This is a genomic window from Kitasatospora sp. NPDC005856 (assembly GCF_040629945.1).
Taxonomy (GTDB): Bacteria; Actinomycetota; Actinomycetes; order Streptomycetales; family Streptomycetaceae; genus Kitasatospora.
The window spans coordinates 20,429-45,044 of the sequence record NZ_JBEXWT010000035.1 but is presented as its reverse complement, the minus strand read 5'-3'; the positions used below and the strand labels follow the sequence as shown (position 1 = coordinate 45,044).

Sequence of the window (24,616 nt, the reverse complement as noted above, 5' to 3'; positions counted from 1 at the left end):
GGCCGCCGCCCGGAAAGCACCGCGGCCCGCGCCGGTCGTTGACCGGGCGGGCCGCGGGAGCCCGGGGCTCAGGAGTGGCCGAGCTCCTCGGCCGGGGCGTCGGGCTCGACGGAGCCGGAGGCGCGGTCGGGGTGCAGCGGCAGCGGCTCGACCACCAGCTCGTCCAGGATCAGCTCGGACGGCGCCGGCGGGGCCGGGATGACGGCCGCCTCGGAGTGCCCGCCGCAGCCGTACGCGAAGGAGACGATCTGGCCGTCGGCCGGGCCGAACTCGTTGCCGCACACGCCGAAGGCCTGTCCGAGCGAGCCGCCGATCGGGACCAGGAAGCCGCAGCTCGCGCACGAGGCCGGGGCGGCCTGCGCCATCGGGGTCTGCGGGCCGTGGGTCTTCTCCCAGCGCTCGGCGGCCAGGTGCAGGCCGAGCCGGGAGAGCACCCGGCTGCGGCCGAGGCCCAGCTCCTCGGCGACGGCGTCGATCCGGGCGCGGGCCGGGGCGGGCTGGACGTGCGGGTCGGTGACGACCAGGTCCTCGTCCTGCGCCAGGGCGACCGCGGAGTTCGGCGCGGGCTCGTCCTCGCCGGTCCAGCCCGGCTCCAGCCGCAGGTCGTCGGCGCCGGTGGGCAGCAGGTCGCCCGGGCCCATGTCGCCGGGGCGCAGCCGGTCGCTCCACGGCACCCACTCGGGGGCGAGCACCGCGTCGGGGCCGGGCAGCAGCACGACCTCGTCCAGGGTGACGTTCTTGGCGCGCGGCGCGCGGGCGACGGTGACCGCCCAGTGCCAGCCGCGGTAGGCCGCGTCGAGGCACTCGAAGGTGTGGGTGACGACGCGGTCGGCGTCCGCCTGGACACCCAGGTGCGGCCCGACGGCCTCCGCACCGACGGCCTCCTCGGCGGCCTGACGGGCGAGTTCGACGGCCTCGGCACAGAGCCGGTCGGGGGTACGGCTTCGCATCGCAGCACTCACGGCGTCGATTCTCTCCCAGTTCTTCTGTCGCCCACGGCGTGTTGCCTGTTCCGTCGCGGCTCGGTGTCCCTCGTCCATTCTGCGCGACCCGGAGCCCCCTCGGGTACCGGCCGCGCCGCTCGACCGGCCTGCCGGCGCCCCGGCGCCCCGGCGGGTCGACCCTGGGCAGGCTACCCGTCGGTCGGCACCCCGGCACAGTCCGGGGCGGACACGGCCCTTCCGGGGCCGCGCCGAGCGGAGCCCGGTCCCGCGTCGGTTCGGCGATTCTGGGGCAGGATGGGCTTGTGGCGGACCACGACCCGTCGCAGCACGCACTGCGCGCCCCACAGGCCGGCAGCCCCGACCAGGCGGACTCCGTGCCGCGACAGCAGCCTCCGGTCCCCGGCGCGGGCGAACCGCAGCCGGCGGACGGTCCCGAGGCGCCCGCCGCCCCCGCGGCCCCGTCCACGGCCGAGGCCCCCGAGGCCCCCGATCGGGCCCCGCGGGAGCTTGACGCGGACAAGGGCGCGGACCGGGGCGCGGACGGGGCCGAGGAGGAGGGCGAGGCCCCCGAGCCCCGTCGGCACCTCCTGGTCCGCACCGCCTCCGCCGCCGGCACCCGCACCGGCAAGGTGGTGCACGGCACCGGCCGCCGGATCCGCCGGGCCACAGCCGCCGAGGGCGCGGGCGAGTCCGGCCTCGCCAAGCTGATCGAGCTGCACGCGCTCAACTCCTTCGGCGACATGCTGATCACCATCGCGCTGGCGTCCACCATCTTCTTCTCGGTGCCCACCGGCGAGGCCCGCGGCCGGGTCGCGCTCTACCTGCTGATCACGATGGCCCCGTTCGCCCTCCTGGCCCCGGTGATCGGCCCGCTGCTGGACCGCCTGCCGCACGGCCGCCGGGCGGCCATGGCGATGGCGATGCTGGCCCGGGCGGTGCTGGCCTGGACGATGGCCGGGGTGATCGTCGGCGGCGGCATCGCGCTCTACCCGGAGGCGCTCGGCGTGCTGGTCGCGTCCAAGGCGTACGGCGTGGTGCGCAGCGTGGTGGTGCCCCGGCTGCTGCCGAGCCGGCTGTCCCTGGTGAAGGCGAACTCCCGGGTCACCCTGGCCGGGCTGCTGGCCACCGGCGTGGCGGCCGGGGTGGGCGGGCTGCTGCACCTGATCGGGCCCGGCTGGCCGCTGCGCGGCGCCTTCCTGGTGTTCGTGATCGGCACCCTGATGGCCTTCCACCTGCCGCCCGCGGTGGACTCCGCCAAGGGCGAGCAGCGCGCCGTCCTGCACGCCGAGGTGCACGGCGAGGGCTCGCACCTGATCCACCACAAACCGCCGCCGGTCAAGGCCTCGCTGCGCACGGTCGGCCCCTCGGTGGTCCTGGCGCTGCGGGCGATGTCGGCGATGAAGTGGCTGGTCGGCTTCCTGGTGCTGTTCCTGGCGTTCCTGCTGCGGGAGGAACCGATCGGCGGGCTGCAGCCGACGGTGGCGCTGGGCCTGGTGGCGCTGGCGGCCGGGACGGGCAACGCGCTGGGCTCGGTGCTCGGCTCCTGGCTGCGCACCCGGGGCCCGGAGGCGACCGTCACCGCGATGCTGCTGCTGGCGACCTGCGCGACGGGGGCGGCCGCGCTCTGGTACGGCGTGGTGACGGTGGTTCTGGTCGCCGCGGTGGCCGGGATGGCGGCCTCGCTGGGCAAGCTGGCGCTGGACGCGCTGATCCAGCGGGACGTCCCGGAGGCGGTGCGGACCTCGGCGTTCGCCCGTTCGGAGACGTTGATGCAGCTGTCCTGGGTGGCGGGCGGCGCGGTCGGCATCCTGCTGCCGCTGAACGGGAAGCTGGGCCTGTCGATCGCCGCCGGGGTGGTCGGCCTGGTGCTGCTGTGGACGCTCCGCTCGCTCCTGCGGACGGGCCCGCGGCGGCATCCGGCGGCGCCCCGGGTGGCCTGAGCCGGCCGGTGCGGCAACACGCGGCGCGGACCCCCGCGTCGCGTGATCGGCCAGGCCCGGTAGATTCTGACGCATGAGCCTCAATTCCCGTGCCATCGCCGCCCTCGGCGCCGTCGTCGTGGTCGGCGCCGCCACGGTGGGCACCTCCGTCGCCATCGCCGCCGACCAGACCGAGCACGTCTCCCACCGTGCCACCCTCACGGTCGGCAACTCCTCGATCGTCGCGGACCCGCTGTGCTGGAACGCCGGCAGCCCGCTCACCGAGGACCAGCAGCAGAAGTGCCAGGAGGACGCCACCAAGGCCCTGCACGACGGCACGCTGCCCTCCTCGGACGTCACGGGGAGCGACCGGGTCGGCGTCGGGGTCTCCCCGAACGTCGCCGAGACGGGCTGGTGGGCCTTCACCAACGGCGGCTCGGCCAACCAGGGCGGTCGCTTCAGCCTGTTCTCGGCCGCCAAGGGCCCGACCTGGTCGGGTTCCCAGTCGGCGAACAAGGTGCTGAACTCCAGCGGCAAGACCGTGGTGACCGTGGTCGAGGGCGACCCGAACCAGGAGGCCCCGATCGCCGTCTGGTACTTCCAGCTGAACAGCACGGACACCGCGGCCAAGGACAACGGCTGACGGTCCCGCGATGACCGCGCACGCCGTCACCGACGGCCGGGACGAGCGGTCGGGCCCCGCGCGGGCCCGGCTGCTCGTCGTCGTCGCGGTGGCCGCCGAGGCCGAGGCCGTGCTGCGCGGCCTGCCCGGTGCGGCCGCCGCGCTGCCGCTGCCCGGCGGCACGCTGCACCGGGCCGAGCAGGTGCCGGTGGACGTGCTGGCCGCCGGGGTCGGCCCGGCCGCCGCCGCGGCCGCCGCCTCCTGCGCGCTGGCGGCCCATCCGTACGCCCTGGCCGTCTCGGCCGGGATCGCCGGCGGCTTCGCCCCGCTCGCCCCGGTCGGCTCCACCGTGCTGGCCGACGCGATCGTGGCCGCGGACCTCGGCGCCGAGACCCCCGAGGGCTTCGCCGACGTCACCGAGCTGGGCTTCGGCACCGTCCGCCACACCCCGCCCCCGGCCGCCGTCGCGCTGGTCGCGCGGGCACTGGGCGGCCCGGGCCTCGCGGTCGGCCCGGTGCTGACCGTCTCCACCGTCACCGGCAGCGCCGAGCGGGCCGCCGAACTGGCCGCCCGCCACCCCGGCACCGTCGCCGAGGCGATGGAGGGCTTCGGGGTGGCCGAGGCCGCCGCCCGGTACGGAGTTCCGGCCCTCGAACTGCGCACGGTGTCCAATCCGGTGGGCCCGCGCGACCGGGCCGCCTGGCGGATCGGCGAGGCGCTGGCCGCCCTGGAGCGGGCGTTCGCCGCACTGCCCGTCCACGAACTGGCCACGCGGCACCGACCGGAAACGACCGCGCGGCACGAACCGATCGAGGAGGCCGGCCGTGGCTGAACGGCTGAGCATCGCGTACTCGCCCTGTCCGAACGACACCTTCGTCTTCCACGCCTGGGCGCACGGCCTGGTGCCCGGGGCGGACGCCCCCGAGGTGACCTTCGCCGACATCGACGTCACCAACGGCCAGGCCGAACGCGGCGAGCTGGACGTGCTGAAGATCAGCTACGGCGCGCTGCCCTGGGTCCTGGAGGAGTACGCCCTGCTGCCCTGCGGCGGCGCGCTGGGCCGCGGCTGCGGCCCGCTGGTGCTCACCCTGCCGGGCGTGGCCTCCCCCGCCGACCTGGCCGGGAAGACCGTCGCGGTGCCCTCCGAGCGCTCCACCGCCTACCTGCTGTTCCGGCTCTGGGCCGCGCGGGCGGTGCCGGGCGGCTTCGGCGAGATCGTCGTCCTGCCGTTCCACGAGATCATGCCCGCCGTCCGGGACGGCCGGGTGGACGCCGGCCTGGTGATCCACGAGGCCCGCTTCACGTACCGGCAGTACGGCCTGCACAGCCTGGCCGACATGGGCGAGGCCTGGGAGCAGGAGACCGGACTGCCGATCCCGCTGGGCGCGATCGTCGCCAGGCGCTCGCTCGGCGCCGAGCGGCTGCGGGCGATCGCCGACGCGATCCGCGCCTCCGTCCGACAGGCCTGGGCGGACCCGGCGGCGAGCCGCGAGTACGTGCTGGCGCACGCCCAGGAGATGGACCTGGACGTGGCCGAGCAGCACATCGGGCTGTACGTCACCGAGTTCAGCGAGGACCTCGGCGAGGAGGGCTACGCGGCCGTCCGCGCGCTGCTCACCCGGGCCGCCGCGGAGGGGCTGGTGCCCCCGCTCGACCCGGGTGCGCTCGCGTTCTAGCCGTCGGCCCGTTCCGGCCGGCGGCGCGTTCCGGCCGCCGGCGCGGCGGTCAGACGTCGAACTGGTCGGCCACCGCGCGCAGCAGGCCGGCCAGCTTCTGGCCGGTCGGCTTGGCGGGGTAGCGCCCGCGCTGGAGACCGGGCAGCACCGCGTCCAGCGTGGTGATCAGGTCCTGGACGATCGGTGCCATGTCGTCGGCGCTGCGGCGCTGGGCGGCGGCCACCGAGGGCAGCGCGTCCAGCAGCTGCACGGCCATCGCCTGGTCCCCGCGGTGCCCGGCGACCACGCCGAACTCGACCCGCTGGCCCGGCTTCAGCGACGTGACACCGGCGGGCAGCGCCTTGGTGTGGACGAAGACGTCGCCGCCGTCGTCGCGCGACAGGAAGCCGAAGCCCTTCGTCTCGTTGAACCACTTGACCTGGCCGGTGGGCATCTCGAACAGTCCTCGAATGGGTGTGAGGGATCCCGGCCCGGGCCGGGGATCACTGGGTGGTGGGAAAAGCGACCGGCCTCGGCTCGGCGCCCGTGGGCGCCCACGGCCGGCACGCGGTCAGGAGCAGACTAACCGTCCGTCACTGCCTCATCCGCGTTCCGCGAGGGATCCGCGTTCCGAGGCCCGGTCGGGGCGGCGGGAGCGGGATCTCGCGGTCACGGGAAACCCGGCGCCGGAACGGCCGGGGCGCGGCTCCGCGCGGTCCATCGGCTCACACCCCCCGGGTCTTCGGACGCGGAGCGCACCTGTAGCGCCCCTCGGCACCCCGTGCATACCCCCGCTCAACAGGGATCAAAACGTTCAGCTGCCGGGAAACTGCGCAACGTGACCGGCCCGCTCCGGTGGGAGCCCCCGGCCGCCGCTCTGCCAGACTGGTGGCAGTCCCGACCGGCCCGGAGGAGTGAGCAGACGTGAGCAGCCAGAGCGCCGACCCCGGCGACGTGTACGTCAAGGCCGGGGCGATCGTCTTCGGTCTCGGCGCACTCGCCACCCTGGTCACCTTCGTCCCGCTGTTCCTGCACCTGACGCCGCTGCCGACGGCCGCCTACTGGCTGAGCATGCTGATGCCGGCCGGCTTCCTGGCCGCGCTGACCGGGCTGCTGCTGAACGCCCGGGCCCAGCGCCGGCGGAGCGCACCCGTCGGGTCCTGAGGACGGCCGCGGGCCGCCGAACCGCCGTGGGCCGCTGCCGGCCGCCGGGCTCTAGCGTTCGGCCAGGTGCGCGGCGAGCCAGTCCGGGAAGCCGGTGAGGTCCGCCAGCACCACGTCCGCACCCGCCTCGCGCAGCTCCTGAGCGCTGTACGGGCCGGTGGGCACGCAGACCGCGACGGCGTCCGCGGACCGGGCGCCCCGGATGTCGCCCAGGTGGTCGCCGACGTAGACGCTCGCGCCGTGCTCGCGCAGCGCCTCGCCCTTGGTCTCCGCCCACAGGTCGCCGATCACGGTGTCCGCGGCCAGCCCGGCGTGCTCCAGGTGGAGGCGGGCGTTCGGCTCGTACTTGCCGGTGATCACGGCGACCCGGCCGCCGTGGGCGCGGACCGCCGCGACGGCGGCGTGCGCGCCGGGCAGCGCCACGGTCGGGCCGAAGGCGTGGTCGCGGTAGAGCTCGCGGTAGCGGTCGGCGACCCGCTCCACCTCGTCCTCCGGGAACCAGTTGCGGATCTCGTCCAGCAGCGGCGGGCCGAGCCGGGTGACCACCAGGTCGACGTCGATGTGGGTGCCGGTCTCGGCGGAGAGCGCCAGGTAGGTGGCGCGGATACCCGGCCGGGTGTCCAGCAGCGTCATGTCGAGGTCGAAGCCGACGGTGAGCGGAGCGGGTGGGGTCGCGGGCATGCCGTCAGGCTACCCAATCGGTACCGCGGATCACGAGGCGATTTGCCCGGGCTTCGCAGCTGAACTTAGGTTTGCCTGAGTTGTCTGCGGAGAGGGCCCATGACCGACACCAGCGCACCGCCCCGCGCGCCCCACCGCGCGCCGCGGCGCCGCATACCGTGGCTCGCCGCCGCACTCGCCGTCCTGGCCGCCGCGGTGCTGCTGAGCCTGGCGGTCGGCAGCCGGACCATCCCGTTCGGCGACACGCTCGACGCCCTGCTGCACGGCGGCGACACCGCCAACGCGGTGGTGATCCGCGAGCTGCGGGTGCCGCGCACGGTCGTCGGACTGGCCGTCGGCGCGGCGCTCGGCCTGGCCGGGGCCGTCATGCAGGGCCTGACCCGCAATCCGATCGCCGACCCCGGCATCCTCGGCGTCTCCCAGGGCGCGGCGGCCGGGGTGGTGGTCGCCATCTCCGGCTTCGGCGTCTCCACGCTCACCGGGTACGTCTGGTTCGGCTTCGTCGGCGCCGTGATCGCCACCGTGCTGGTGTACGGGCTCGCCGGGCGCGGCCGGGGCGGAGCCACGCCGATCAAGCTGGCGCTGGCCGGATCGGCGATGTCCGCCTTCATCGCCTCGCTCAACACCCTGGTGCTGACCACCGACGCGGCCACCATGGACCAGTTCCGCTTCTGGCACGTCGGCTCGCTCTCCGGGCGGACCTCGGACGTGGCCTGGCAGCTGCTGCCGTTCCTGGCCGTCGGCACGGTGCTGGTGGTCGCGGTGGCGCGCGGACTGGACGCGCTGGCACTCGGCGACGACACCGCGAAGGGGCTGGGCGCCAAGACCGGCCTGGTCCGGGCGGTCGGCGCGCTCGGCGCCACCGTCCTGACCGGTTCGGCGGTCGCGGCGGCCGGTCCGATCGCCTTCATCGGCCTCGCCGTCCCGCACGCGGCCCGCGCGGTGGCCGGCGCCGACCACCGCTGGATCCTCGCCTTCTCCGCCGTCCTCGGCCCGACGCTGCTGCTGCTCGCCGACACCCTCGGCCGGGTCCTGTTCCCGCCGTCCGAGGTCCCGGCGGGCGTGATGACCGCGCTGGTCGGCGTCCCGGTGCTGGTGGCCCTGGTGCGCCGCCGGAAGGTGGTGGCGGCATGAGCGGGCTCGCGGGTCCGGTCTCCCTGCGCGGCTACTCCGTCCTCCGGGCCGGCCGGGCGTCGTTCCTGGTGCACCGGCGCTCGGTGGCCGCCGCCGTCGGGCTGCTGGTGGCCCTGGCGGCGACCGCGGTGGCCTCGCTCTGCCTGGGCGAGTCCACCGTCCCGCCGGGCGAGGTGGTCAAGGTGGTGCTCGGGCAGCCGAGCCCGCACGAGCTGGTGGTCGGCGAGTTCCGGCTGCCCCGGGTGGTGGTCGGGCTGCTGGTCGGCCTGGCGCTCGGGCTGGCCGGGGCGCTGATCCAGACCGTCGCCCGCAACCCGCTGGCCAGCCCCGACGTGGTGGGCGTGACCTGGGGCGCGACCGCGACCGTGGTCGGCCTGATGGCGTACGGCGTGGTCGGCTCGACCGGCCAGGCACCGTACGCGGCGGTGGCCGGCGGCCTGGTGGCCGGGCTGCTGGTGTACGCGCTGGCCTGGCGGCGCGGCCTGCACGCGCAGCGCTTCGTGCTGATCGGCATCGGCATCAGCGTCGCGCTGTCCTCGCTCACCTCCGTCTTCCTGACCAAGGGCGACGGCTTCCAGGCCCAGGCGGCCAAGGTCTGGATGACCGGCAGCCTGAACGGCGCCGGCTTCGACCAGGCCGGCCGGCTCGCCTGGGTGCTGCTCGCCGCCCTGCCGGTCGCGCTGTGGGCCGCCCGCGCCCAGCGGTCGATCTCCTTCGACGACGCGACCGCCGTCGGCCTCGGGCTGCGCCTGGACCGGATCCGCCTCGGCATGGCGCTGCTGGGCATCGTGCTGGCCTCGTGCGCGGCCGGGGCCGCCGGGCCGGTGGACTTCGTCGCGCTGATGGCCCCGCAGATCGCGCTGCGGCTGGCCCGCTCGGCGCAGATCCCGCTGTTCTGCTCGGCGCTGACCGGCGCGCTGGTGGTGGTCCTCGCCGACCTGATCGCCCGGCGGCTGCTGGCTCCGACGGAGCTGCCGGTGGGCGTGGTGACCGGCATGGTCGGCGCGCCGTACCTGATGTGGCTGCTGATCCGATCCCGCCGTGGAGGTTCCTGATGTCCGATCACCGTCTGGAGGCCCGGGGCCTCACCCTGGCCTACGAGGCGCGCACGGTCGTCGAGGGCCTGGACGTGGCCGTTCCGGACGGGCGGGTGACGGTGATCGTCGGCCCGAACGCGTGCGGCAAGTCGACCCTGCTGCGGGCCCTCGGCCGGCTGCTGAAGCCGGTCCGGGGCGCGGTGCTGCTGGACGGCGAGGAGCTGGCGCGGATCCCGACCAAGCGGATCGCCCAGCGGCTCGGCCTGCTGCCGCAGTCGCCGACGGCCCCCGAGGGCATCTCGGTGGCGGACCTGGTCGCGCGCGGCCGCCAGCCGCACCAGAGCTGGTGGCAGCAGTGGTCGCCGGAGGACGAGGCGGCGGTCGCGGAGGCGCTGGAGCGCACCTCCACCGCCGAGCTGGCCGAGCGGAGCATGGACGAGCTGTCCGGCGGCCAGCGCCAGCGCGCCTGGATCGCGATGGCGCTCGCCCAGGGCACCGACATCCTGCTGCTGGACGAGCCGACCACCTACCTGGACATCGCGCACCAGGTGGAGGTGCTGGACCTGGTCCGCCGGCTGAACGTCGAACGCGGCCGGACGGTCGTCGCGGTGCTGCACGACCTCAACCAGGCCGCCCGGTACGCGGACCACCTGGTGGCGATGCGGGACGGCCGGGTGGTGGCGCAGGGCCCGCCCGGGGACGTGGTGACGGCCGAGCTGGTGCGGGAGGTGTTCGGACTGGACTCGGTGGTGGTGCCGGACCCGGTGACCGGCACGCCGCTGGTCGTCCCGGGCGCCCCGTGGGCGGCGCTCACCCCCGACGGCACCCACGCTTAACGGCACTTTAGCTGCGATTTCGGACATAATCGACGGCGCCCCACCCGCCCCGCGCCGCCAGAGGACCGCCGATGCCCCGGATCTCCCGCCGCACCCTCCTCACCGGACTCGGCGCGGGCGCGCTCGCGGCGGCCACCGGCTGCACCACCCGGCGGTCGGCCCCGGAGACCGCCGACGGCCTCGCCACCGGCTCCTCGCCGTCCCCCGCCCCGGTGCCGCCGGTGACGGTGAACGCCGCCACCGGCCCGGTGGTGGTGCCGGGCGCACCGATGCGGGTGGTCGTGCTGGACACCGACGTGCTCGACTCCGCGCTCACCCTCGGCATCACCCCGGTCGGAGCCGCGCTGCCGGGCCGCGACACCAGCTACCCCGAGTACTGGCCGGCCTCCCGGACGGCCGGAATCCGGCTGGTCGGCCAGGCCGGCGCACCCGACCTGCCGACCGTCCGGGCGCTGCGGCCGGACCTGATCCTCTCCAACCAGACCCGCGACGGCGACCACTACGAGCAGCTGCGGGAGATCGCCCCGACCGTGCTCACCCAGACCGCCGGGGCGCCGTGGAAGACCGACTTCCAGCTGCACGCCCAGGCGCTGAGCCGGGAGGCCGCCGCGGCGGCCTTCGCCGGCGCGTACCAGAAGCACGCCGGGCAGGTGGCGCAGGCGCTGGCGGCGGCGAAGCTGTCGGGCCGCAAGGTGAGCCTGGTGCGGTTCGTGGAGGGCGGCGGCATCCGGCTGTTCGGGCGGCAGAGCTTCCCCGGGACGGTGCTCTCCGACGCCCAGGTCGGCCGGCCCGACGCGCAGAACGTCGACCAGTCCGACTTCGAGATCCCGCCGGACCAGCTCGCCAGGGCCGACGGCGATCTGCTGCTGTACGCGACGTACGGCGATCCGGAGCTGTCGGGCGCCAACGCCGCGCTGGCGAGCCCCGGTTGGCAGGCGCTGGGAGCCGTCAAGGGGCACCGGGCGTTCCCGGTGGACGACCAGCTCTGGTTCCGGGGGATCGGGTACACCGGGGCCAACTACGTGCTGGACGAGCTGCAGCGCTTCCTGGGTGCGTAGCCGGGGTTCAGCGCGACCCCGCGTAGCGGGCCGGGGAGACCCCGACGGCGCCGGTGAAGTCCCGGGTGAGGTGCGCCTGGTCCGCGTAGCCCAGCTCGGCGGCGAGCGCGGCCAGGTCCAACCCGCCGACCGCGGCGGCGCGTTCGGCGGCCTCGTGGAGGCGGGCGCGGCGCAGCACCCACTTCGGGGAGGCGCCGACGTACTCGGCGAACAGCCGCTGCAGCCGGCGAACGGTCAGGCCCAGCTCGGCGGCCAGCTCGTCCACCCGGCACAGGTCCGGCGTGCCCGTGATCCGGTCCACCATGGCGGCGACCTCGGCGGCGACCGGGTCGGGCGCGGGCAGCCGGGGGCGCAGGAAGGCGTCGGCGAGCGCGGCCGGACTGCCGGGCGCCGCGAGGACCTCCGTGTTGACCCGGTCGACCACGGGCCCGAAGTACTCGGCGGCGGGCACGGAACGGTCGGCGAGCCCGCTCACCGGGTGCCCGGCGAGGGCGCGGAAGGCGCCGGGACGGAACCGCGCGCCCAGCACGTGCCCCGCGCCCTCCAGCCGGCGGACGAAGAGCGAGCGGTCCACGCCGTACACCCGCGCTCTCGGCGCCTCGAAGACCAGGTGGACGTTGGGGTGGGCGAGCACCTTCTGTTCGTACGGGGGCAGGCCGCGCAGGTCCCAGCGGACCAGCCAGTAGTACTCGACGAACCTCGCCACGGCCTGGTCGGGCGCGAGCCGGTCCACGGTGATCAGCTCGGCCGCCCGGGCGGGGTGGAGCACGCCGCGGCCGAGGTCGGGAGAGGCGGGTGCGCCCGGGGGGACCGGGGTGACCGGTGCGCCCGGGGAGGCCGGGGAGTCCATGCCCATGCCGCCAGGCTAGTCGTCGCGTTTCTTCAAGACCCGCCGGTGCGGCCCGGCCCAGAATCGGCGCCATGAACGCCCACCCGATGCACCCGTTCCTGACCCGCGCCGCCACCGCCGCGGCCGGTGTCGCCGCCGCCGTCCCGGCCGACCAGCCGCTGGACGCGGCGACGCCCTGCGCGGAGTTCGACACCCGCGCGCTGATCAACCACTGGGTGCTCTACACCTCGCACGGCCTGGAGCACCGGGCCCGGCGGGTCGAGCTGCCCGAGGAGCTCGGCTCGCGGGACTTCGCCGCCGACGCCGACTGGCGCACCGCCTACGCGGCCCAGCTGGAGCGCGCGGTCGCGGCCTGGGCGGACCCGGCCGCCTGGGAGGGGGACGTGGACCTCGGGGGCGCCCCGGTGCCGGCCGTCGGGATCGCCCGGATGCTGATCCTGGAGCTGCTCTTGCACGGCTGGGACGTGGCCCGGGCGACCGGCTGGCGGATCGAGGTCGACGAGGAACTCGCCCTGCTGACCGGGGAGATCGTGGCGGAGAACGCCGAGCTCTACCGCCGGTACGCGGGCTTCGCCGAGTCGGTGGCGCTGCCGGAGGACGCCTGCGCGTGGGACCGCGCGCTGGCCGCCTCCGGCCGCGACCCGCACTGGAAGGCCTGAGCCCCGGCGGACCGTCCGTCGACCGCGACCACCCGGAGCCGGCTCGCCCCCGCGGCGGGGGCCGCCGCGGCCGGCCGAGCCGAACCCGCGCACGGGCGCGGAGCCGGGCGTGCGACCCGCGCCCCGGACGGTCAGTCCGACCGCAGCGCGACGGCGATCCTCGCTCGCAACAGCCGTACGGCCGGGGACTGTTGGTCGCGGCGGGCGACCAGGCCGAGCCGGGCACGGGTGGCGGCGTCGGCCAACGGGACGGCCCGCAGCCCGGCGCCCGCGGCGGAGGACGCGCTGAGGACGGCCACGCCGGCGCCGCGCTCGGCGAGCCGGAGCAGGGCGACCGGGGAGCTGGCCTCGATGTCCACCCGCGGGTCGAGGCCGAGCCGCCGGCAGGAGTCCTGGTAGGCGGCGCGGATGCCGGTGCCCGGGGAGAGGCAGAGGATCTTCTCCCCCCGAAGGTCCGCGAGTCGGAGCCGCGCCCGGTCCAGCGGGTGCCCGGTGGGGACGACGGCGGCGATCGGCTCGTCGACGGCGACGGTGGCCTCCAGACTCGGGGAGACCTCACCCGCGTAGCCGATCAGGGCCAGGTCGAGCGAGCCGGCCAGGACCTGTGCCTGGAGGTCCTCGGAGTGCCCCTCGTGCAGGCTGAGTTCGATGCCGGGATGACTGCGGCCGAGATCGGCGACGGCGTCCAGGAAGGGCGGGATCGAGCATCCCGTGATCATGCCGAGCCGGACCCGGCCGCGGACGGCGTCGGCGAACTCGGCGGCGGTGTGCTGGATGGCGTCGAGGGTGGCCAGGGCGTTCTTCGCCAGCGGCAGGACCGCCTCGCCCACCGCGGTGAGGCGCACCTGTCGGCCGGCCCGGTCGAGCAGCTGCTGGCCCAGTTCGCGCTCCAGCTTGGCCACTTGGGTGCTGATGCCGGACTGGCTCACGTGCAGCCGGGCAGCGGCGGCGGTGAAGGTGCCCTCGTCGACCACGGCGGCGAAGTAGCGCAGCTGGTGCATCTCCATGACCGGTGACGATATTCGACCCGGCGCTCCATCCGCTCGACCGATCACCCAGCGCACTTTTATCATAACCAGTAGAGATGAGAGCCATCTGATTCATCTGTTGGACGGATGACTTCGGCGGCCGGAGGATGGAGGCATGACGACGACGAAGACCGCGCGTGAGCTTGCCGAGACCTACTTCACCGCCTGGGAGGCGGGCGACTTCGAGACCGTCCGGGGACTGCTGGCCGAGGACGTCGACTTCGTCGGCGCACTGGGGACGGCCTCCGGGGTGGAAGAGGCGCTGGCCGGGCTGAAGGGGCTCGGGCAGGTGTTGGAGAAGATCGACGTGAAGGTCCGGGTGGCCGAGGGCGACGAGGTGATCACCTGGTTCGAGCTGTGCACGAGCATCGCTCCGCCGGCGCCCACGGCGAACTGGATGCACGTCGAGGACGGGAGGATCGCGCGGATCCGGGTCACCTTCGACCCGCGCGGCCTGCTGGCCGGCTTCGAGCGGAAGGCCTGAGCACCGACCGGCCTGAGGACCGACCGGCCTTAAGCCCGACCGGGCCTGATCCACACGAGGATCGAGGATCGGCAGGCCGGCGAAAGCACCGGCAGCGGGCAGCGGGCAGCGGGCAGCGGGCAGCGGCGGGGCCCTACCCGCTCTGCCCCTGCGCGTACCTGGTCGTGAAGCACAGCACCGCCACGTACCGGCCCTCGGCCGACTTGGTGACCTCGCCCGGCCGCACGGGCTGCCAGGTCAGGTACTCGGACCGCTGCCCCTCGTCGTTCCGGTAGCGCCGGCGGCCGTACTCCTCGTACCAGTAGTCCTCGCCGAAGGTCAGGAGTTCGGGACCCGGCACCAGCGCGACGCTCACGCCCAGTTCCGTCCGGACCGCCTCGCCGCCCGCCGCCCGCTCGAACTCCACGGACGGGGAGATCGGCCTGGCCGCCGCCTCCGCCACCTCCTCCGGGGTCGGGTCGGCGGGCGGCTGGTGGACGTACTCGTCGGCCGCCACCAGACCCGGCCACCGCTGCGAGCTCCGCCAGCCCTGCCCGTCCAGGTACCGGTCCAGATCGGCCAGCCGGGAGCGGACGTCGCCGCCGTCGAAAGCCAGGTAGACGTTCACGGTCCGCTCGCAGGCCACCGGCAGCCACTTGCCCCGGGCCCACAGGTCACCGCGGTAGTCCGTCCGGCAGACGTCGACCGTCGACCTCCCCAGGCCCTGGGCCCAGGGCAGCAGTTCGGGCAGCCGGTCGATCCGGCCGGCCATCCGCTCCTCGGCCACCCGGCGGGCCTCCCCGGTCGCCGGGTCCTGCGCCAGCCCCGGGACGTCCGGCGGGGCGGGGATGGCCGTGGCACGGTAGAGCCGCCACCCCGCCCAGCCGCCGAACACGACCGCCAACCCCAGGACCGCGATCATCACCCATCGCAGCCAGAACCGAACCACACCCACCTCCGGACTCCGCCCACTCCGTCCGGGCATCGTACGGGCGCGAACGCGGAGCCGGACGGTCGGTGCCGCCGGGCAGCGGGCCCGTACGGGAGCGTCGGCGGCTCCGACCTCCCGTACGGGCCACCGGCGTTCAGGCCTTGCCGTCGCCCTGCCAGGCGGCCCGCTGGCGCAGCGCGATCCGGTTCCCGTCCGGGTCGACCGCCTCGATCCGGACGCCGAAGCCGTAGTCCTCCGGCTCCGGCTGCTCGAACGTCACACCGCGCTCGCGCAGCAGCTCGAAGTCCGCCCGCAGGTCGTCGAATTCGAGGAAGACCGGCCCGGGCACACCGGCCTCGGGCTGCCGACCGGCCGGCAGCCCGGCCGAGGCCGGGTGCGGCCACAGGACGATCTCCAGCGCGCCGCCCGGGACGGCCACGGTGAGGAACCTCCCGTCCGGGCCCGGGTGGTCGATCCGCTTCTCCAGGCCGAGCCCGTCGACGTAGAACCCGAGGGCGCGGTCCTGGTCGGTCACGTAGACCGTCACGTACATGATGTTCTTCAGCACCGTGCTGTTCCTCCGTACCGTCGGTGGTGTCCTGCTGCTCCACCGACGGATGCCGGCGGGCCGATGTGACGGTCACCCGCCGGACCGGATCGGCTCTCCCGCCCGGTGCAGGTGGGCGAAGATCTCCCGGTAGGAGCGGAACAGGCCCACCTCGCAGTACGGGACGCCCTTCTCGGCGCAGAACTCCCGGGTGATCCGGGCGGCCCGCCCGAGCGCCGGGGTCGGCATGCTGGGGAACAGGTGGTGCTCCACCTGGTAGTTGAGGCCGCCCATCACCGCGTCGACGACCGCCCCGCCGCGCACGTTGCGCGAGGTGAGCACCTGGCGGCGCAGGAAGTCGAGCTTCATCCCGGGCGTCACCATCAGCATGCCCTTGTGGTTCGGGGCGAAGACGCAGCCCAGGTAGACGCCGAGCAGCGCCTGGTGGACGGCGAGGAAGGCGACCGCCTTGCCGGCCGGGAGCGCGGCGAACACCAGGCCGAAGTAGCCGACGAAGTGGACCACCAGCAGCACGCCCTCCAGCACCGGGCGCTTCATGACGGGGCCGCGCAGCGCGCGGAAACTGTTGAAGCTGAGGTTGAGGCCCTCCAGCAGGAGCAGCGGGAGGAACAGGTACGCCTGCCGGCGGCCGATGAACCGGGCGAGGCCGCTCGCCTGCCGGGCCTGCCGCCTGGACCACACCAGGAGTTCGGGGGCGACGTCCGGGTCCCGCTCCTCGTGGTTCGGGTTGGCGTGGTGGCGGGTGTGCTTGTTCATCCACCAGCCGTAGCTCATGCCCATCAGCAGGTTGGCGGCGATCCGGCCGCCGATCTCGCTGGGCACGCGCCGGTCGAAGACCTGCCGGTGCGCCAGGTCGTGGGAGAGCAGGCCGATCTGGGCGAAGACGACGGACATCGCGGCCGCCAGTCCGAGCTGCCACCAGGTGTCGCCCAGCGCGAACAGGGCGTACCAGCCGCCGAGGAAGGCGGCGAGCACCAGGCCCGCGCGGACGGCGTAGTAGCCGGGGCGCCGGTCGAGGAGTCCCTCGGCGGCTATCCGGCGGGTCAACTGGGCGAAGTCGCTGCCGCCGCTCCCCGACCGGGGGAAGGGGGCTTCGGGCGCTTCGGGCGCTTCGGTCGTCATCACGGGCTGCGCGGGCATGCCCCGAGTCTGCTGGCGGCCGGCCTGCCGCAGAACGGGGAAAGCACCCGTCCCGTACGGGTGTTAACCCCCCTGCCGCGAGGGGTGCCGGCCCACGGTGCCGGCCCACGGTGACGGCCCACGGTGACGGCCCACGGTGACGGCCCACGGTGACGGCCCCCGCCGATGGGTCGCCGCGACGACCCGCCGCGACGACCCGCGCCGAGTGGGCCGCCGATGGGCCGCCGGGTGGGCCGTCAGCCCGCTTCCGGACGCCCGAACAGCTCGTCCAGGTGGTACGCGAGGACCGCGAGCGCCTGCTCGCCGGTGCGCTGACCGCCCAGGACGCTGGAGCCGAGCCCGTTGACCATCGCCAGCAGCCCGGCCGCGACCACCTCGACGTCCCGCTCCGGCCCGATCTCCCCTGCCTGCTGCGCCGCACGGAGCTGCTTGGCGAGGAAGCCCTCCAGCACGACCGGCGGCTGCGCGGCCTGCTTCTCCAGCACCTCGGGGTCGCCGAGCACCAACGCGTAGTACGCCGCGTACGTCCTGGTGATCCGGCGGCTCTCGGCGTCCGTCGGCAGGATGCAGGACAGGACCGCCGTCACCACCTCCCGGGGGGCGCGCGCCGGGCCGATCCACTGCTCCATCCGGGCCTGGAGCTGGGTGCCGAGCCTGGCCAGGGCGTCCAGCAGCAGCCCCTCCTTGGTCGTGAAGTAGTACTGCACGAGCCGCAGGGAGACGCCGGCCTCCGTCGCGACCGCCCGCATGCTGGCGGACTGCAGGCCCTGGGTGTCGGCGATGCGCAGCAGGGCCTCGGCGATCTGCCGGCGGCGTTCCTCGTGGTCGACCTTCGCGGTCATGTTCCGGCCTCCGTACGTTCGACCCGCTCTCTTGGTACACCCGTATCATGCATGTGATACACATGTACCATGCGAATCAGCGAGTTCAGGAACGGCAAGGCCGAAGCCCGCTTCCGCACCGCCTACGAGCGCGCGCTGACCGACCTGCGGCCCCGGCCGTGGACACCGCTCGACGTCCCCACCGGCTACGGCACCACCCGCGTCTACCGCACCGGCCCCGCCGACGGACGGCCGATCGTGCTGCTGCCCGGCTCCGGCGGCAACGCACTGATGTGGCACGCCCACCTCGACGCCCTCGGCGCGCGGCACCCCGTGATCGCCGTGGACACCGTCGGCGAACCGGGCGCCAGCGTGCAGAGCGCCCCCGTCGCGGACGGCCACGACGCCGCCGCCTGGCTGGAGGAACTGCTCGCCGCCCTCGACCTGCCCGCCGCCCACCTGGTCGGCTGCTCCTACGGCGGCTGGATCGCCCTCAACCACCAGATCCACCACCCCGGCCGGGCCACCGGGCTCACCCTGGTCGACACGGCGGGCCTGGCCGATCCCGGCCGCCGCTTCTACACCTGGCTCGTCCTCGGCGGTCTCGCCGCCACGGCCCCGCGCCCGCTGCGCCCCCGGCTGGCCCGGCTGGTCGGCAACAGCGCCCTCCTGGAGACCGAACTGATGGCCCTGGTCCGCGCCTCGATGGGCTTCCGCCGCCGGCTGCCCCCGGCCACCACCCTCACCGACGAGGAACTCGGCCGTCTCAGCGTCCCCGCCCTCTTCCTCCTCGGCGAACGCAGCGCCCTGCACGACTCCCGGGCCGTCGCCGAGCGCCTGCACCGGCTGGTGCCCGCCGCCCGGGTCGAGATCGTCCCCGGCGCGGGGCACTCGCTGCCCACCGACGACCCGGCGGCGGTGACCGCCGGCATCCTCGGGATGGCCGCGCGGCAGGCCGGCTGACCGGGACGGCACGCCGCCGGCGCCGAGGCCACCGGCACCTGTACGGCCACGCTTCGACGCCCGGGAGCCCGGGCGGCCCGGGCGGCCCGCCGTCCGCTACGGCCGCTCCGCCGGCCCGCCGAGGGCGGCGCGGACCAGGCGGATGACGGCCGGGGTGGCGACGGTCAGATCGCCGCCGCCGTCCGGCGCACCCGCCGGCCCCCTCGTCCCCGTGCCCGTCCCCGTCGTCTCCGTCGTCTCCGCCGTCTCCGCCGCCAAGGCGTCGTAGGTCTCGAAGGCGGTGAGGACGAAGAGCAGGCTCGCCGCGTCCGGCGGGGCGGCGGGCAGGCGCCCGGCCAGGACGGCGGCACCCTCACGGCGGCGGGCGTCGCGGTCGGCGATGACCCGGCCCACCTCCTCGTCGAGCGCGGCGAGGGCCCGCAGCCGCCGGGTGCAGACCCGGTCGACCGCCCAGAAGCCGCCCATCACCTCGACGAAACGGTCCACCGCCGCCCAGGGGTCGGCCAGGGTGAAGGCCTCGGCCAGCCCGGCCATCCCGCCTTGGGCGGCGAGGGCGTCGCAGACCGCCTCCAGCAGGCCCGCCTTGGAACCGAACTGGTAGTAGACGGTCGCCCGGGCGACGTCCGCACGGCGGGCCACGGCGTCCAGCGAGACCCCGCCGGTCTCGGCCAGGTGCGCGCGGGCGGCCGCGACGATCCGGGCGCGGGTCTCGTCGACCTCCGCCTGCCGCTGTCCCATCCGGTAGGACCGGGGGCTCATCCCGCTCGCCTCCACTCGTTCCGCTCGTCCGCGTGAACTGGCAGTATCGCCGATCGGTCCACCCGGGCCGGGCCGGGCGCCGGTGAGCCCGCCGGGGCGGCCCGGAGCCCACCGGGGCCCACCGGGGCCCACCGCTCAGAGCATGATCCGCCCGCCGCTGACGTCCAGGGTCTGCCCGGTGATCCAGGAGGACGCGTCGGAGCCGAGGAACAGCGCGGCCGAGGCGACGTCCACCGGCTCGCCGAGGCGGCCCAGCGGGTGCGCGGCGGCGACCGAGGCCTGCACCTCGGGCGGCATCCGCTCGGCGGTCCGCTCGGTGCGGACGGCACCCGGCGCGATGGCGTTGACCCGCACGCCCTCGCCGGCGACCTCCAGGGCGAGGTGCCGGGTGAACATCAGCACGCCCGCCTTGGCCGTGGCGTACGCGGCGGAGGCGCCGCTGGGCAGCCGGCCCGCCGTGGAGGCCATCGTGACGATCGAACCGCTGCCGCGTTCCAGCAGGCCGGGCAGGAAGGCCCGGACGGTGAGGAAGGTGGCGGTGAGGTTGCCGTCCAGCACGGCCCGCCAGTGCTCCTCGGTCTCGCGGACCGTCGGCACCGGGTAGCCGTCACCGCCCGCGAAGGCGGCCAGGACGTCGACCGGGCCGAGGTCCTGCTCGATCCGGGCGGCGGCGGAACCGAGCGCCGTCGCGTCCGTGCAGTCGGCGACCAGCCCGAGCGACCGGGCGCCCTCCGCCCGCAGTTCCCCGGCCGCCGCCGTGAGCGCCGCCCCGTCGCGGCCGAGGACGGCGACGGCCGCGCCCTGCCGGGCGAAGGCGCGGGCGGTCTCCGCGCCGATGCCACGGCTGCCGCCGGCGACGACGACCACCCGGCCGTCCAGATCGGGGTACCGAGCCTGACGAACTCCCATGTCCCATCGCTCCTTTGGACTTGCACTCGCGGTGTGCTGTGGTTCACTTGATTTCATTCATACAGTCCGTCTGAATGAATGGCAAGCACCACGAGCACCGCGGGCACCGCCCCCGTACCAACGGGAATTCCCAGGAGGAACCGATGAAGATCGCAGTCGTGGGCGCCACCGGACGCACCGGTCGCCTGGTGGTCGACCTCGCGCTGGCGGCCGGGCACACCGTCACCGCCGTCGCCCGTGACCCCGCCCGGCTACCGGCCCACGCGCACGGCACCGCGCTCACCGCGCAGGCCGACGTCAGCGAACCCGGCTCCCTGCACGGCCCGTTGAACGGCCAGGACGTTGTCGTCGCCACCCTCGGCAGCACCGGCCGCGGGCCCACCACCGTCTTCTCCGACGGCGCCCGGGAGCTGACCGCGGCGGTACGGGCCGGCGGCGCCCGGCACCTGGTCACGATGAGCTCGGCCGGCCTGGACACCAGCCGGCTCCCGTTCGCCCAGCGGGCGGTGAGCAGGCTGGTGGTCGACCGGCTGTACCGGGAGATCCACCACGACCTCGCCCGGATGGAGGCGGTGCTCGCCGGCTCCGACACCGCCTGGACGGTCGTCCGGGTGCCGATGCTCAAGGACGGACCGCCGTCCGCGGGCCCGCAGGTCTCGTACGACCGGCCGCTCCCCCGCGCCGGCACCGCCACCCGCGCCACGGTCGCCCACTGGATCGTCGGCCACCTCGGCGACCCGACGACCTTCCGCCACCTCGTCCACCTCGCCGACGACTGAACCGACGAGTGAACGACGCCGACGACCGGACCGGCGGGTGAACCGGCCACCGCGCGCCACCCGCACGCCGCCGTGGACGGCGCGCAACCGCCCCCGGCTCAGCCCTGCTGCTGCGGGCGGCGGCGCATGGCGAGCAGCAGCAGGACCACCGCCGACAGCACCGCGGCCAGCCGCAGCACGGTCGGGGCCGACGACCAGCTGATCTGTCCCAGCGGCGAGCCCGACTGGAGCCCGCCGCCCTGCCCCCCGGCCTGCTTGGCCTGCCGCATGGAGTAGAGGGTGGTCGCGCTCATCGTGATCAGCGGGATGCCGAGGATCACGAACTTCCGCGTCAGGTCGGAGATTTGGCGCGACAGGTAGCCGAGGCCCCAGCCGGCCAGCATGGCCGGGAGGAAGCCGGAGACCGCCCCGCCGACCATCAGGGCGCAGGAGAGCAGGAGCAGTGGAGAGGGCTTGCGGGCGGGCGCGTCCTTCTCCCCCTCCTTGCCCTTGCCCTTGCTCTTGCCCTTCGTCTTCGTCTTCGTCTTGCCCCCGGCCTTCCCCGCCGGGGCCTCGGGCGGCGCGGGAGGAGCGACGGGGGCCGGCTTGAACAAGCCCCTGCGCGGCTTCTTCCGCAGGTCGGCGGCGGGCGCGGCCGGCTCGGGCGCGGGCTCGGCCTCCTCCCCGGTGCGCTGCTCGGGGATCGGCTTCGGCGCGGGCCTCGGCCCGTCCGAGAAGTCGAAGAGCGTCATCGTCCACGGGCCGGTGCTCGACACCGTCGTCGGCGGGGGCGCGTCCGCCCGCTCCTCGACGGCGCTCTCCGGCAGGTGCAGGGGTACGGACGGGATGCCGGCCGCGCTCGGCGCCGGCGGGTCGTACACGCTGTCGGGGTCGGGGTGGGGACCGGGGTCGAAGTCCGGCACGGGCCCCGGGGCGGACGGACCCTGCGCGGCGCCGCCGGAACCGGAGCCCGCGTCGGCCTCCGGGCCGGCGCCCGAGCGCTCGCTCCACGGCCCGCTCTTGCGCCACCACTCGCCGTCCGTCATCACCGACCACCCCGCCTCGCCCGTACCGGCCGCCCACCGAACCGCCCTCGGCGTGACGCTACCCACCCCGCCCCCGCCCGCGCGAGTCCATCCGCGGGTACGGCGATGCGGCGGGACGAGGGACACCCCCTCGTCCCCGCGCCCGACTAACCTAGGTCGAATGACCACACAGCAGGGCCCTCAACGCCGGGGCAGGTCCGCCACCGGCCCGCGCACCCTCGCCGAGGAACTGCGCGCCCGTCCCGACGACGCGCTCGCCGCCCTGCTCCGCTCCCGCCCCGACCTGCTGAACCCCGTCCCCGGCGACCTCACCCAGCTGTCCGCCCGGCTCTCCTCGCGGGCCTCCGCGCTGCGCGCCCTGGAGCGGCTCGACCGCTTCACCCTCCAGGCCGCCGAGGCGCTGGCCACCGCCCCGGACGGCACCTCGCTGAGCACCGTCCGCACCCTGCTGACCGGCCCCACGAAGGTCAAGCCGCACCCCGGCGCGACCCCGCTCACCCCGGCCGACCGCTCCGCCGTCGCCACCGCCCTGCCCCGCGCGATCGCCACCCTGCGCGACCGGGCGCTGCTCTGGGGCCCGGACAACGGGCTGCGGCTGGTCCTCGCCGTACGCGAGGCGCTCGCCCCGACGGCCGGCAACCCGGGCCGCACCGGCCTCGGCCCCACCCTCGCCGACGCCACCGTCGGCATGTCCCCGGCCCGGCTGCAACAGCTGCTCGCCTCGGCCGGGCAGCCCGCCACCCCGGACCCGGTCAGCGCCGTCGCCGCGCTCACCGCGCTGCTCACCGACCGCGCCCGCTGCGCCGCGCTGCTCGACACCGCGCCCGAGGCCGCACTGCGCCTGCTGGAGCGGCTGGTCTGGGGACCGCCCACCGGCACCGTCCCGGACGCCGCCCGCCCGGTCACCGCCGAGGACGCCCAGAGCCCGGTCGAGTGGCTGCTCGCCCGCGGCCTGCTGCTGCCCACCAGCCCCGGCAGCGTCGTGCTGCCCCGCGAACTCGCCCTGCACCTGCGCGGCGGCCGCACCCACCGCACCGTCGAACCGGTCCAGCCCGAGCCCGCGCCCGCCGCCGCCCCGCGCGACCCCCAGGTCGTGGACAGCGCCGCGGCCGGCCAGGCGCACACCGCGGTCAAGACCGTCGAGGAGCTGCTGGACGGCCTGGGCCTCACCCCGCCGCTGACCCTGCGCGCCGGCGGCCTCGGCGTCCGCGACCTCAAGCGCACCGCCCAGGCCCTGGAGAGCACCGAGCAGCAGACCGCCTTCTGGCTCGAACTCGCCCACACCGCGGGACTGCTGGCCCCCGACGGCGAGGTGGACGAACGCTGGGCCCCCACCCCCGGGTACGACACCTGGCTGCACCTGGACACCGCCGAGCGCTGGTCCGTCCTGGCCACCGCCTGGCTCGCCGCCACCCGCGTCCCCGCCCTCAGCGGCACCCAGGACGGCCGCGGCAAGCCCCGCGCCACCCTCGGCCCCGAACTCGACCGCACCCTCGCCCCGTCCGTCCGCCGCGCCGCCCTCGCCCTGCTCGCCGAACTCCCGCCCGGCACCCCGGCCACCGCCGAGGAACTGCTGCCCACCCTGCGCTGGCAGCGCCCGCTGCGCGGCGGCCCCACCGGCCCGGACGGCCGCGACCTGCGCGACGAGCTCACCGCCTGGACCCTCGACGAGGCCGAACTCCTCGGCATCACCGGGCGCGGCGCCCTGGCCGCCCCCGCCCGCGCCCTGCTCACCGCCGAGTCCGACCCGGCCGAGGTGCTCGCCCCGCTGCTCCCGCAGCCGCTGGACCACGTGATCCTCCAGCCGGACCTCACCGCGATCGCCCCGGGCCCGCTGCTCACCCCGCTCGCCCAGGCCCTCGCCCTGTGCGCCGACATCGAGTCCAAGGGCGGCGCCACCGTCTACCGCTTCACCCCGGCCTCGGTGCGCCGCGCCCTCGACGCCGGCCGCACCGCCACCGACCTGCGGTCCTTCCTGGAGCAGCACAGCCGCACGCCCGTCCCGCAGCCGCTCGCCTACCTGATCGACGACGTCGCCCGCCGGCACGGCGTCCTGCGGGTCGGCGCCGCCTCCTCGTACCTGCGCTGCGACGACCCGTCCCTGCTCGGCGAGGTGCTCGCCGACCGCCGCTCCGCCGACCTGCGGCTGCGGCTGCTCGCCCCCACCGTCCTCGCCTCCCAGGCCGCCCCGGACGTCCTGCTCGCCACCCTGCGCAGCATGGGCTACGCCCCGGCCGCCGAATCCGCCGAGGGCGACGTGCTGATCACCCGCCCGGACAGCCACCGCACCCCTCCCCGGGCGGCCCCCGTGCCCGTCCCCGACGGCCCGCCCGCCCCCGACGACACCCTGCTCGCGGCCGCCATCAAGGCCATCCGGGCCGGCGACCGCGCGGCCACCGCCATCCGCCGCGAGCCCGCCCCCGACCCGCGCCGGCTCCCCCGCACCGCCGCCGCCGAGACCCTGGCGGCCCTCCAGACGGCCGTCCTGCTCGGCGAGCGGATGTGGATCGGCTACCTCAACGCCGAGGGCATCGCCAGCCAGCGCATCATCGACCCGGTCAAGGTCGAAGGCGGCTTCGTCACCGCCTTCGACCACCACGCCGACGAACTCCGCACCTTCGCCCTGCACCGCATCACCGGCGTCGCGGAACTCGACGAGTGAGCCCGGGGC

At 75.6% G+C, this 24,616-nt stretch carries 26 protein-coding genes; 14 read left to right on the top strand and 12 right to left on the bottom strand.

Translation table 11 applies throughout. The features are described from left to right. Positions 1–68 precede the first annotated feature (68 nt). Entirely contained in the window at positions 69–950 is an 882-nt protein-coding gene (locus ABZ449_RS21895; RefSeq protein ID WP_360348326.1) for a DUF3027 domain-containing protein, read from the bottom strand. Between the two features lie 623 nt (positions 951–1,573). Between ABZ449_RS21895 and ABZ449_RS21890 the strand changes: the two genes are divergently transcribed. From ABZ449_RS21890 to ABZ449_RS21875, 4 genes are all read left to right on the top strand, one after another. After that, a complete protein-coding gene (locus ABZ449_RS21890; protein WP_360348323.1) occupies positions 1,574–2,884 on the top strand; it encodes an MFS transporter in 1,311 nt (436 codons plus the stop codon). Positions 2,885–2,957: 73 nt separating this feature from the next. Continuing rightward, the gene (locus tag ABZ449_RS21885) at positions 2,958–3,506 is read left to right on the top strand and encodes a hypothetical protein (RefSeq protein ID WP_360348249.1); all 549 of its coding nucleotides are present in this window, start codon (positions 2,958–2,960) and stop codon (positions 3,504–3,506) included. Positions 3,507–3,516: 10 nt separating this feature from the next. Then, positions 3,517–4,317, top strand: a complete 801-nt coding sequence (locus ABZ449_RS21880; RefSeq protein ID WP_360348246.1) for a futalosine hydrolase — start codon at positions 3,517–3,519, stop codon at positions 4,315–4,317. Next, positions 4,310–5,161 (top strand): 1,4-dihydroxy-6-naphthoate synthase, encoded by an 852-nt coding sequence (locus ABZ449_RS21875; RefSeq protein WP_360348243.1) that lies wholly within the window; start codon positions 4,310–4,312, stop codon positions 5,159–5,161. The genes ABZ449_RS21880 and ABZ449_RS21875 overlap by 8 nt, the downstream gene beginning before the upstream one ends. Positions 5,162–5,210: 49 nt before the next feature. Here ABZ449_RS21875 and ABZ449_RS21870 read toward each other — a convergent pair whose 3' ends face one another. Next, positions 5,211–5,594: a cold-shock protein gene (locus tag ABZ449_RS21870; protein WP_360348240.1), complete on the bottom strand. Its 384-nt coding sequence runs from the start codon at positions 5,592–5,594 to the stop codon at positions 5,211–5,213. 470 nt (positions 5,595–6,064) lie between these two features. Here ABZ449_RS21870 and ABZ449_RS21865 point away from each other — a divergent pair, with 470 nt between their 5' ends. Further along, the gene (locus ABZ449_RS21865) at positions 6,065–6,304 is read left to right on the top strand and encodes a hypothetical protein (RefSeq protein ID WP_360348237.1); all 240 of its coding nucleotides are present in this window, start codon (positions 6,065–6,067) and stop codon (positions 6,302–6,304) included. Between the two features lie 51 nt (positions 6,305–6,355). On the opposite strand, the gene ABZ449_RS21860 is transcribed toward ABZ449_RS21865, so the two are convergent. After that, positions 6,356–6,985 (bottom strand): haloacid dehalogenase-like hydrolase, encoded by a 630-nt coding sequence (locus ABZ449_RS21860; RefSeq protein WP_360348234.1) that lies wholly within the window; start codon positions 6,983–6,985, stop codon positions 6,356–6,358. Between the two features lie 99 nt (positions 6,986–7,084). On the opposite strand from ABZ449_RS21860, the gene ABZ449_RS21855 reads away from it, so the two are divergent. The 4 genes from ABZ449_RS21855 to ABZ449_RS21840 all read left to right on the top strand — a co-directional run bounded on the left by ABZ449_RS21855 (position 7,085) and on the right by ABZ449_RS21840 (position 11,050). Then, positions 7,085–8,119, top strand: a complete 1,035-nt coding sequence (locus ABZ449_RS21855) for an iron ABC transporter permease (protein ID WP_360348231.1) — start codon at positions 7,085–7,087, stop codon at positions 8,117–8,119. After that, positions 8,116–9,174, top strand: coding sequence for an iron chelate uptake ABC transporter family permease subunit (locus ABZ449_RS21850; protein ID WP_360348228.1), 1,059 nt, complete (start codon positions 8,116–8,118; stop codon positions 9,172–9,174). Before ABZ449_RS21855 ends, ABZ449_RS21850 begins: the two co-directional genes overlap by 4 nt. Continuing rightward, the gene (locus ABZ449_RS21845; protein ID WP_360348226.1) at positions 9,174–9,992 is read left to right on the top strand and encodes an ABC transporter ATP-binding protein; all 819 of its coding nucleotides are present in this window, start codon (positions 9,174–9,176) and stop codon (positions 9,990–9,992) included. The genes ABZ449_RS21850 and ABZ449_RS21845 overlap by 1 nt, the downstream gene beginning before the upstream one ends. Before the next feature lie 71 nt (positions 9,993–10,063). Then, entirely contained in the window at positions 10,064–11,050 is a 987-nt protein-coding gene (locus ABZ449_RS21840; protein WP_360348223.1) for an iron-siderophore ABC transporter substrate-binding protein, read from the top strand. Between the two features lie 7 nt (positions 11,051–11,057). Here ABZ449_RS21840 and ABZ449_RS21835 read toward each other — a convergent pair whose 3' ends face one another. Continuing rightward, positions 11,058–11,906 carry a helix-turn-helix domain-containing protein gene (locus tag ABZ449_RS21835; RefSeq protein ID WP_360348220.1) on the bottom strand — a complete coding sequence of 283 codons (849 nt, stop codon included), beginning with the start codon at positions 11,904–11,906 and terminating at the stop codon, positions 11,058–11,060. A gap of 65 nt (positions 11,907–11,971) precedes the next feature. Between ABZ449_RS21835 and ABZ449_RS21830 the strand changes: the two genes are divergently transcribed. Further along, positions 11,972–12,559, top strand: a complete 588-nt coding sequence (locus ABZ449_RS21830) for a TIGR03086 family metal-binding protein (protein ID WP_360348218.1) — start codon at positions 11,972–11,974, stop codon at positions 12,557–12,559. 131 nt (positions 12,560–12,690) lie between these two features. Here the strand turns inward: ABZ449_RS21830 and ABZ449_RS21825 are convergent, their stop codons facing one another. Continuing rightward, complete coding sequence (locus ABZ449_RS21825) at positions 12,691–13,566, bottom strand: LysR substrate-binding domain-containing protein (protein ID WP_360348215.1); 876 nt, start codon at positions 13,564–13,566, stop codon at positions 12,691–12,693. Between the two features lie 136 nt (positions 13,567–13,702). Between ABZ449_RS21825 and ABZ449_RS21820 the strand changes: the two genes are divergently transcribed. Next, complete coding sequence (locus ABZ449_RS21820; RefSeq protein WP_360348212.1) at positions 13,703–14,071, top strand: nuclear transport factor 2 family protein; 369 nt, start codon at positions 13,703–13,705, stop codon at positions 14,069–14,071. Positions 14,072–14,204: 133 nt separating this feature from the next. Here the strand turns inward: ABZ449_RS21820 and ABZ449_RS21815 are convergent, their stop codons facing one another. The 4 genes from ABZ449_RS21815 to ABZ449_RS21800 form a co-directional block, all read right to left on the bottom strand. After that, positions 14,205–15,005: a hypothetical protein gene (locus ABZ449_RS21815; protein WP_360348209.1), complete on the bottom strand. Its 801-nt coding sequence runs from the start codon at positions 15,003–15,005 to the stop codon at positions 14,205–14,207. A gap of 130 nt (positions 15,006–15,135) precedes the next feature. After that, a complete protein-coding gene (locus ABZ449_RS21810) occupies positions 15,136–15,549 on the bottom strand; it encodes a VOC family protein (protein ID WP_360348206.1) in 414 nt (137 codons plus the stop codon). A 72-nt stretch (positions 15,550–15,621) separates the two neighbouring features. Continuing rightward, positions 15,622–16,671: an acyl-CoA desaturase gene (locus ABZ449_RS21805; RefSeq protein WP_360348320.1), complete on the bottom strand. Its 1,050-nt coding sequence runs from the start codon at positions 16,669–16,671 to the stop codon at positions 15,622–15,624. 254 nt (positions 16,672–16,925) lie between these two features. Further along, on the bottom strand, positions 16,926–17,531 hold the full coding sequence (locus ABZ449_RS21800; RefSeq protein ID WP_360348203.1) for a TetR/AcrR family transcriptional regulator: 606 nt from the start codon (positions 17,529–17,531) through the stop codon (positions 16,926–16,928). Positions 17,532–17,600: 69 nt separating this feature from the next. Here ABZ449_RS21800 and ABZ449_RS21795 point away from each other — a divergent pair, with 69 nt between their 5' ends. Next, positions 17,601–18,473, top strand: coding sequence for an alpha/beta hydrolase (locus tag ABZ449_RS21795; protein WP_360348200.1), 873 nt, complete (start codon positions 17,601–17,603; stop codon positions 18,471–18,473). 96 nt (positions 18,474–18,569) lie between these two features. On the opposite strand, the gene ABZ449_RS21790 is transcribed toward ABZ449_RS21795, so the two are convergent. Next, on the bottom strand, positions 18,570–19,232 hold the full coding sequence (locus ABZ449_RS21790; RefSeq protein WP_360348198.1) for a helix-turn-helix domain-containing protein: 663 nt from the start codon (positions 19,230–19,232) through the stop codon (positions 18,570–18,572). A gap of 135 nt (positions 19,233–19,367) precedes the next feature. Beyond that, entirely contained in the window at positions 19,368–20,141 is a 774-nt protein-coding gene (locus tag ABZ449_RS21785) for an SDR family NAD(P)-dependent oxidoreductase (RefSeq protein ID WP_360348195.1), read from the bottom strand. A gap of 143 nt (positions 20,142–20,284) precedes the next feature. On the opposite strand from ABZ449_RS21785, the gene ABZ449_RS21780 reads away from it, so the two are divergent. Further along, complete coding sequence (locus ABZ449_RS21780) at positions 20,285–20,920, top strand: NAD(P)H-binding protein (RefSeq protein WP_360348192.1); 636 nt, start codon at positions 20,285–20,287, stop codon at positions 20,918–20,920. A gap of 98 nt (positions 20,921–21,018) precedes the next feature. On the opposite strand, the gene ABZ449_RS21775 is transcribed toward ABZ449_RS21780, so the two are convergent. Further along, positions 21,019–21,945 (bottom strand): hypothetical protein, encoded by a 927-nt coding sequence (locus tag ABZ449_RS21775; RefSeq protein ID WP_360348190.1) that lies wholly within the window; start codon positions 21,943–21,945, stop codon positions 21,019–21,021. 160 nt (positions 21,946–22,105) lie between these two features. On the opposite strand from ABZ449_RS21775, the gene ABZ449_RS21770 reads away from it, so the two are divergent. Then, on the top strand, positions 22,106–24,607 hold the full coding sequence (locus ABZ449_RS21770) for a helicase C-terminal domain-containing protein (protein ID WP_360348187.1): 2,502 nt from the start codon (positions 22,106–22,108) through the stop codon (positions 24,605–24,607). Positions 24,608–24,616: the final 9 nt, after the last annotated feature.